This is a genomic window from Pseudomonas sp. GM48 (genome assembly GCF_000282335.1).
GTDB lineage: Bacteria > Pseudomonadota > Gammaproteobacteria > Pseudomonadales > Pseudomonadaceae > Aquipseudomonas.
In genome coordinates, this window is the sequence record NZ_AKJM01000131.1 from 1 (window position 1) to 7,817 (window position 7,817).

8 protein-coding genes are annotated in these 7,817 nt (G+C 60.2%); all 8 read right to left on the bottom strand.

Going from position 1 to position 7,817, the window contains the following annotated elements; all coding sequences use genetic code 11:
* On the bottom strand, positions 1-928 hold a 928-nt coding region (locus PMI28_RS04785), incomplete at its 3' end, for an AMP-binding protein (RefSeq protein ID WP_007990933.1).
* 230 nt (positions 929-1,158) lie between these two features.
* Positions 1,159-2,823 carry a glucose-6-phosphate isomerase gene (gene pgi, locus PMI28_RS04780; protein ID WP_007990935.1) on the bottom strand — a complete coding sequence of 555 codons (1,665 nt, stop codon included), beginning with the start codon at positions 2,821-2,823 and terminating at the stop codon, positions 1,159-1,161.
* A 224-nt stretch (positions 2,824-3,047) separates the two neighbouring features.
* The gene (gene panD / locus PMI28_RS04775; RefSeq protein WP_007990937.1) at positions 3,048-3,428 is read right to left on the bottom strand and encodes an aspartate 1-decarboxylase; all 381 of its coding nucleotides are present in this window, start codon (positions 3,426-3,428) and stop codon (positions 3,048-3,050) included.
* 195 nt (positions 3,429-3,623) lie between these two features.
* Entirely contained in the window at positions 3,624-4,484 is an 861-nt protein-coding gene (gene panC / locus PMI28_RS04770) for a pantoate--beta-alanine ligase (protein WP_007990939.1), read from the bottom strand.
* Positions 4,481-5,281 (bottom strand): 3-methyl-2-oxobutanoate hydroxymethyltransferase, encoded by an 801-nt coding sequence (panB, locus tag PMI28_RS04765; RefSeq protein ID WP_007990942.1) that lies wholly within the window; start codon positions 5,279-5,281, stop codon positions 4,481-4,483. Before panB ends, panC begins: the two co-directional genes overlap by 4 nt.
* Before the next feature lie 364 nt (positions 5,282-5,645).
* The gene (gene folK / locus PMI28_RS04760; protein WP_007990944.1) at positions 5,646-6,131 is read right to left on the bottom strand and encodes a 2-amino-4-hydroxy-6-hydroxymethyldihydropteridine diphosphokinase; all 486 of its coding nucleotides are present in this window, start codon (positions 6,129-6,131) and stop codon (positions 5,646-5,648) included.
* 3 nt (positions 6,132-6,134) lie between these two features.
* On the bottom strand, positions 6,135-7,535 hold the full coding sequence (locus tag PMI28_RS04755) for a polynucleotide adenylyltransferase PcnB (protein WP_007990946.1): 1,401 nt from the start codon (positions 7,533-7,535) through the stop codon (positions 6,135-6,137).
* Positions 7,536-7,607: 72 nt separating this feature from the next.
* Positions 7,608-7,817: hypothetical protein (locus PMI28_RS31245; RefSeq protein ID WP_081501469.1), on the bottom strand; the 210-nt coding region annotated here is incomplete at its 5' end.

Below are 7,817 nucleotides of genomic sequence, written 5' to 3' on the forward strand. Positions count from 1 at the left end.
GGCCGGTCCCCCAGCCGATATCGGCGGTGCACCAGAAGACTTCGCCGTCGCGGTAGTCCAGCACGTACTTGAAGGTCATCGCTGCTTGCAGCAGGTAGCCGCCGGTGGTGTGCAGCACGCCCTTGGGTTTGCCGGTGCTGCCGGAGGTGTAGAGGATGAACAGCGGGGCTTCGGCATCCATCGGCTCGGGCGGGCAATCGGCGCTGGCATCGCGAAGGGCCTGCTGATACTGGATGTCCCGCCCTTCGACCCGGTTCACTTGTCCTTTACTGCGCTCTACCACCAGCACGGTGCTCACGTCCGGGCAGCTTTGCAGCGCCTTGTCGACGTTCTGCTTGAGTGGCACGACCTTGCCGCCACGCACGCCCTCGTCCGCGGTAATCACGGTGCGGCAGTCGGCGTCGAGAATACGGTCACGCAACGAGTCCGGGGAGAAGCCGCCGAACACCACCGAGTGCACCGCGCCAATGCGGGTACAGGCAAGCATGGCGTAGGCCGCCTCGGGAATCATTGGCATGTAGATGCACACGCGGTCGCCTTTTTTCACGCCACGGCTTTTCAGCACGTTGGCAAGGCGGCAGACATTTTCATGCAATTTTTTGTAGGTAATGGCGGTGGAGTCGGCAGGGTCGTCGCCTTCCCAGATGATGGCGACCTGATCGCCGCGCTTTTCCAGGTGCCGGTCGATGCAGTTGTAGCTGACGTTCAATTGCGCACCGGCAAACCAGCTGGCTTCACCGGTTTTCAGGTTGTAGCGCTGGACGGTTTCCCAGGGCGCGCTCCAGTCGAGAAAACGCGTGGCCTGTTCGGCCCAGAAGGTGCTGGGGTGTTCGACGGATTGGCGGTACAGGCGCTGATAGTCGTCTTGACTCAATTGTGCAGCCCGGCGGACGGCATCGGCTTTGGGGAACGTGCTGATATCGAACATGACGGTTCCTTATGCTTGTTTTGCGACAAGGATAAAGATGCGCCGAGAGGTCAATGGGTTCAAGTCGGATGCAAAACAACTGTGGGAGCGGGCTTGCTCGCGAAGAGGTCGGTACATTCAACTTTCTGGTTGACTGAACCACCGTCTTCGCGAGCAAGCCCGCTCCCACATTGGATATTCATTGCCCACAGAGTTTGTGCTCAACACACACTTTGTGGGCTGGCTTCAAATCAACCGCGGTGACGACCACGGAAGTAATTGATCAGCCCTTGGGTCGAGGCGTCCTCGGCCGGAGTTTCTTCGCTGCCGACCAGGCGGTTGTAGACGCCTTTGCCCAGCTCTTTGCCCAGCTCCACGCCCCACTGGTCGAAGGCATTGATGCCCCAGATCACGCTTTGCACAAAGACTTTGTGTTCATACATCGCCACCAGTGCGCCGAGGCGACGCGGGCTGATGCGCTCGACCACCAGGGTGTTGCTCGGACGGTTGCCCGGGATCACCTTGTGCGGCGCGAGTTTCTGCACGTCGGCCTCACTCATGCCTTTGTCACGCAGCTCGGTTTCGGCCTCGGCAAGGGTCTTGCCGAGCATCAGTGCCTGGCTCTGCGACAGGCAGTTGGCGTACAGCCACTGGTGGTGGTCGGACACCGGGTTGAAGCTGACGATCGGCACGATGAAGTCGGCCGGGATCAGTTGGGTGCCCTGGTGCAGCAACTGGTGATAGGCGTGCTGACCGTTGCAGCCGACGCCGCCCCAGATCACCGGCCCGGTGTCGGTGGACACTGGCTTGCCGTCCTGGCGCACGCTCTTGCCGTTGGATTCCATATCCAGCTGTTGCAGGTGCTTGGTGATGTTACGCAGGTAGTGATCGTACGGCAGGATCGCGTGGCTTTGCGCGCCCCAGAAGTTGCCGTACCACACGCCGAGCAAGGCCAGCAGCACCGGCATGTTCTGTTCGAACGGTGCGCTCTGGAAGTGCTGGTCCATGGTGTAGGCACCGGACAGCAACTCCTTGAAGTTGGACATGCCGATGGCCAGGGCAATCGGCAAACCGATGGCCGACCACAGCGAGTAGCGCCCGCCAACCCAGTCCCACATCGGGAAGATGTTCTCTTCGCGGATGCCAAACGCTACCGCAGCGGCGTTGTTGCTCGATACCGCGATGAAGTGGCGATACAGCTCTGCTTCCGAACCACCCTGGGCCAAGTACCAGGCACGGGCGGCTTGGGCGTTCTTCAGCGTTTCGAGGGTGTTGAACGATTTCGACGAGACGATGAACAGCGTGGTCTCGGCGCGCAGCTTCATGGTCAGTTCGTGGAACTCGCTGCCGTCGATGTTCGCCAGGTAATGGCAACGCACGCCTTTCTGGGCGTAGGACAGCAAGGCTTCGGATACCAGCTCCGGGCCGAGGAAGGAGCCGCCGATGCCGATGTTGACCACGTCGGTGATCGGCTTCTCGGTGTAACCGCGCCACAAACCGTCGTGGATACGGCCGACGAGATCGGTGATCTGGTTCAGTACCTTGTGCACTTCCGGCATCACGTTGACGCCGTTGACCGACAGCTTGTCGCCAACCGGGCGGCGCAGGGCGGTGTGCAAGGCTGGACGGCCTTCGGAAGAGTTGACGATTTCGCCGTCGAACAGCGACTTGATCGCGCCCTTGAGGTCGACTTCGTTGGCCAGGCCCACCAGCAGATTGCGGGTCTCGGCGTTGATCAGGTTTTTCGAGTAATCGAGAAACAGGCCGCAACTGCTGAGGGTGAATTGGGTAAAACGCTGCGGATCGGCATTGAAGGCTTCGCGCATGCTGAAATCCTGCATGGCTTGGCGGTGTTCATTCAACGCTTGCCAGGCGGGCAGAGCGGTCACGTCATGGGGAGTGCGGTAATACGCCATCGCTGCGGGTTTCCTTTTTACTTGAACGGCCTTTAGAACACTAAAAATCCCGGGGCGCTATGGATGGGCGTTCCGGTCAACTGCGTCGACACGATTTCATGGCGCAGGGCGAATACAGTAAACCCCGCGCAATGATCTGTCTTGACTTTGTCTGACCTGCTTTCTGTACTTTTTTAACATCGAAATCAGGAACGGTCCGACAAACGGAAGAGACAGGACTCGGATCAGGCGACCTGGACCGGAATGGCATTGCTGGTGTGGCTCAGTTCATTGCCCGGCGCCATGTAGAGCATGCGCGGCTTGAAGTTGAGCAGCTCGGCTTCACTGTAATGGGCGTAAGCGCAGATGATCACGCGATCGCCAACCTTGGCCTTGTGCGCGGCGGCACCGTTGACCGAGATTATGCGTGAACCTTCTTCACCCCGGATGGCGTAGGTGGTGAAGCGCTCGCCGTTGTCGACGTTGTAGATCTGGATCTGTTCGTACTCACGGATGCCGGACAGGTCCAGCCATTCACCGTCGATGGCACAGGAGCCTTCGTAATCGAGTACAGCGTGGGTGACTTCGGCGCGATGCAGCTTGGCTTTGAGCATGATGGCGTGCATGAGTGTTTCCCAGGTCGGAATCGAACGGCGGGCAGTTTGCCCGAAGGCTTAAGAGGCAGCAATAAGGTGTGGAAACTGCCGCAGATCTAATGTGGGAGCGGGCTTGCTCGCGAAAGCGGTAGGTCAGTCAACATCTATGCTGAATGACAAACCACTTTCGCGAGCAAGCCCGCTCCCACATTTGTTTTGTGGTGTTCAGGCTGGGGCGTCGAGGTTCAGGTGCAGGTTGTCGATCAACCGCGTCGTACCGAGGAACGCCGCCACCAGAATCACCAGGTCGCGATCCTGCGCCGTCGCCGGGCGCAGGGTCCGTGCATGGCGGATTTCCAGATAATCAGGACGCAGGCCAGCCGTTTCGAGCTGTTTGATCTGCGTGTCGATCAGCGCCGGGTAATCGCGTTCGCCCTGCTTGATCGCCTCACCGATCGCATTCAGCGTGCGGTAGACCACCGGTGCCACAGCACGTTGCTCTTCGCTGAGGAAACCGTTGCGCGACGACAGCGCCAGGCCATCGGTTGCGCGAACAGTGGGCTCGCCGATGATCTGGATCGGCATGTTCAGGTCATGTACCAGCGCGCGAATCACCGCCAGTTGCTGAAAGTCTTTCTCGCCGAAAATCGCCAGGTCCGGCTGGACCATGTTGAACAGCTTGCTGACCACCGTCGCCACGCCTTCGAAATGCCCCGGACGGCTGGCGCCGCACAGACCTTCGGACAATTGCGGGACACTGACGCGGGTCTGGCCGGCCATGCCATCGGGATACATCTCCTCGACGGTTGGCGCGAACAACAAATGACAACCGGCCTGGAGCAGTTTCTCCTGGTCGGCGGCGAGGGTGCGCGGGTACTTGTCGAGGTCTTCGCCAGCACCGAATTGCAGCGGATTGACGAAAACGCTCGCGACCACGAAGTCCGCCCGTTGGGAAGCTTTGGTCACCAGTGCAACGTGGCCGCTGTGCAGGTTGCCCATGGTCGGCACAAAGGCAATGCGCTTGCCTTCGCTACGGGCACGGGCCACGGCGGCCCGCAGTTCGCGTACGGTTTTTACGGTGTTCATGCAGAGAATCCGTGTTCGATCCCAGGGAAAGTCGCCGCCTTGACTTCAGTCACGTAGGCATTCAATGCAGCTTCAATGCTGGTCTGGCCAGCCATGAAGTTTTTCACGAATTTTGGCGTGCGGCCAGTAATGGACAGCCCCAGCATGTCGTGCAGAACCAGCACCTGGCCATCGGTGCGATTGCCGGCGCCAATGCCAATCACCGGAATCTTCACCGCCTGGGTGATTTCTTCTGCCAGTTCACTGGGGACGCATTCGAGCAGCAGCATTGCCGCGCCAGCCTGCTCCAGGGAAATCGCGTCGGCACGCATCTGCCGCGCCTGGTTTTCATTGCGACCCTGGACCTTGTAGCCACCAAGGATGTTCACCGATTGCGGCGTCAGGCCCATGTGCGCGCATACAGGGATGCCACGCTCGGCCAGCAGGCGGATCGAATCGGCCAGCCACAACGCCCCTTCAACCTTGACCATGTGCGCGCCGGCCTGCATCAACAGGGCGCTGTTGGTCATGGCTTGCTCGGTGGTGGCGTAGGCCATGAAAGGCAGGTCGGCGAGGATCAGGGCATCGCTGTTACCGCGTTTGACGGCGGCCACGTGATAAGCCATTTCTGCAGTGGTGACAGGCAAGGTGCTGTCGTGGCCCTGCAAAACCATGCCGAGGGAGTCGCCCACCAGCAGCACTTCGACACCGGCCTGATTGCAGGCGTGGGCGAAGGTCGCGTCGTAGCAGGTCAGCATGGTGATCTTTTCACCTTTTTGCTTCAGACCTTGCAGGGTGGTCAGGGTGATGGCTGGCATGAAAAGTTCCTCATTCAGGCGCTGTGGAAACTACTGCGAGTAACGCGCGTGATTCTTCGTTAAATACAGGCGCACGTTCTTTTGTCGTGCTTTTAAGGCCTGGATTGCGCCCTTAAACGCCGTGTTGGCGGCAGCGGGACGCCTATAGTCGTGAGGAGAACGAGGGAAGTCAATTGCGTGTGTTACCGCATTGTTACGGGTGGGGTGTTACCGGGGTAACTGATGCGATTCAGCAGCAGATCTTGTGCTCGACACAAACCCAATGTGGGAGCGGGCTTGCTCGCGAAGGCGGTGTTTCAGCCAACATTGATTCTGGATGACACACCGCCTTCGCGAGCAAGCCCGCTCCCACAGGGGATTTCGGTCAATTTTGGGGCAGGCGTTCCAGGCCGACGAACGGGCATGCCTTGAGCAGTTCGGCCAAGGTCCGGCCATCGGCCAGTCGCAGGTCCGCAGGCGCCAGTTCCGCCAGCGGATACAACACGAAGGCCCGTTCCTGCATGTGGTAATGGGGAACCTTGAGGCGCGGTTCGTCGATCAGGCGGTCACCGAATAGCAAGATGTCGAGATCCAGCGTGCGCGGTCCCCAGCGCTCAAGGCGCTCGCGACCCTGGCCGTTTTCGATGGCCTGCAAGGCATCGAGCAAGTCCAGCGCTGCCAGCGTGCTGTCGAGAGCGGCCACCGCATTGGTGTAGCGCGGTTGGCCAGGTAGCAGCGAGTCACTTTGATAAAACGCGGACACCCCGACCAGCTCCGATTGCGGCAACTGCGCCAGCGCCTCGACGGCACTGCGCAATTGTTCGGCGGGGTCAGCCAGATTGCTGCCCATGCCGATGTAGATGCGTTCCATGGATTACTCGCCCGTGGTGCTCGAAGCGCCGGCGGCGCGTTTGCGCTTGGAACCACCGCTGCGGCGACGCTTGCGCGGCGCGCCGGTGCCTTCGTCCTTGCCGCTGAGGTCGCGAATCATGTCACGGCGCTCACTGTCGTTGGCGTCCTGATAGTCCGTCCACCATTCGCCCAGGCCATCGGTCTGCTCGCCAGCGCTTTCGCGCAGCAGCAGGAAGTCGTAGCCGGCGCGGAAACGCGGATTGTCCAGCAACAGATCGGCACGCTTGCCGCTGCGGCGCGGCAGGCGCTCCTGCATGTCCCAGATCTCGCGGATCGGCATGGTGAAGCGTTTCGGAATCGCAATCCGCTGGCACTGTTCGGCGATCAGTTCGTGCGCCGCTTCCTGCATCGCCGGAATCGGCGGCATGCCACGCTCCTGCAGGCGCAAGACGCGGGCCGGCAGGGCGGGCCAGAGCAGGGCTGCAAACAGGAACGCCGGGGTGACCGGTTTGTTCTGCTTGATCCGCAGGTCGGTATTGATCAGGGCTTCGCTGATCAGGGTGTGGGTGTACGTCGGGTTGTATTCCAGTGCTTCGGCGCTGGCCGGGAACAGTGGATCGAACAACTGCAAGTCGACCAGCATTTCAAACGTATCCGCGGCATGGCCGGAGAGGAACAGCTTGAGCACTTCTTCGAACAGGCGAGCCGACGGGATCTCGCGCAGCATTGGCGCCAGGTCGCGGATCGGCAGGGCACTGTGTTTTTCGATACCGAAGTTCAGCTTGGCAGCGAAACGCACGGCCCGCAGCATGCGTACCGGGTCTTCCTGGTAGCGTTGCTTCGGATCGCCGATCAGGCGGATCAGGTGATTGCGGATGTCGTGTACGCCGTTGGCGTAGTCGAGGATGCGTTCGCTGACCGGATCGTAATACAAGGCATTGATGGTGAAGTCGCGACGTTGCGCGTCTTCCTCCAGGGTGCCATAGACGTTATCGCGCAAGATGCGCCCGCTTTCGTTGCGGGAAGACTGGTTGCTGTCTTCCTCATCTTCGTTTTGCGGGTGATTGGCGCGGAAGGTCGCGACTTCGATGATTTCGCGGCCGAAGTGGATGTGCACCAGTTTGAATCGGCGCCCGATGATTCGCGCGTTACGGAATTCGGCCCGCACCTGCTCGGGTGTGGCGCTGGTGGCAACGTCGAAATCTTTCGGTGTGATGCCCAGCAGCATGTCGCGCACGCAACCGCCAACCAGGTAAGCCTGATAACCGGCGCTCTGCAGGCGTTCAACGATATTCACCGCGTAACGGCTGAATTGCGCCTTTTGCAGCGAATGTTGGCCGCTGTTGAGCACTTCAGGCGTGCTGCGAATGTGTTGCGTAGGACGCTTGGGAGAACGGAATGACTGGAACAGCTTCTTCAGCATGGGATGCACTGTTTGAAGGAATATTCGGCCATAACAGAAGAATGACCGCATGATGGGCGGGGATTCTAGCATTTAGTCGGGGGATGGTGTAGGAAGCTGCGCAAGCGCTTGAAGGATGTCTCTTAACGACATAAATGGCTGCCTGTAGCAGCTGTCGAGCAGCGCGAGGCGGCGATCGGCGGCGAAGCCGTCGTGAAACCTGAGTTTGCGGTGTGTCAGAAGGAACCGGCTGCCTGTATTTACGACGGCTTCGCCGCCGAACGCAGCCTCGCAGGCTCGGCA

What these genes read in the sequence shown, in the direction of transcription:
- pgi (WP_007990935.1), bottom strand. Translation starts at nt 2,823, where the DNA reads ATGGCGTATTACCGCACTCCCCATGACGTGACCGCTCTGCCCGCCTGG.
- panD (WP_007990937.1), bottom strand. Translation starts at nt 3,428, where the DNA reads ATGCACGCCATCATGCTCAAAGCCAAGCTGCATCGCGCCGAAGTCACC.
- panC (WP_007990939.1), bottom strand. Translation starts at nt 4,484, where the DNA reads ATGAACACCGTAAAAACCGTACGCGAACTGCGGGCCGCCGTGGCCCGT.
- panB (WP_007990942.1), bottom strand. Translation starts at nt 5,281, where the DNA reads ATGCCAGCCATCACCCTGACCACCCTGCAAGGTCTGAAGCAAAAAGGT.
- folK (WP_007990944.1), bottom strand. Translation starts at nt 6,131, where the DNA reads ATGGAACGCATCTACATCGGCATGGGCAGCAATCTGGCTGACCCCGCC.
- PMI28_RS04755 (WP_007990946.1), bottom strand. Translation starts at nt 7,535, where the DNA reads ATGCTGAAGAAGCTGTTCCAGTCATTCCGTTCTCCCAAGCGTCCTACG.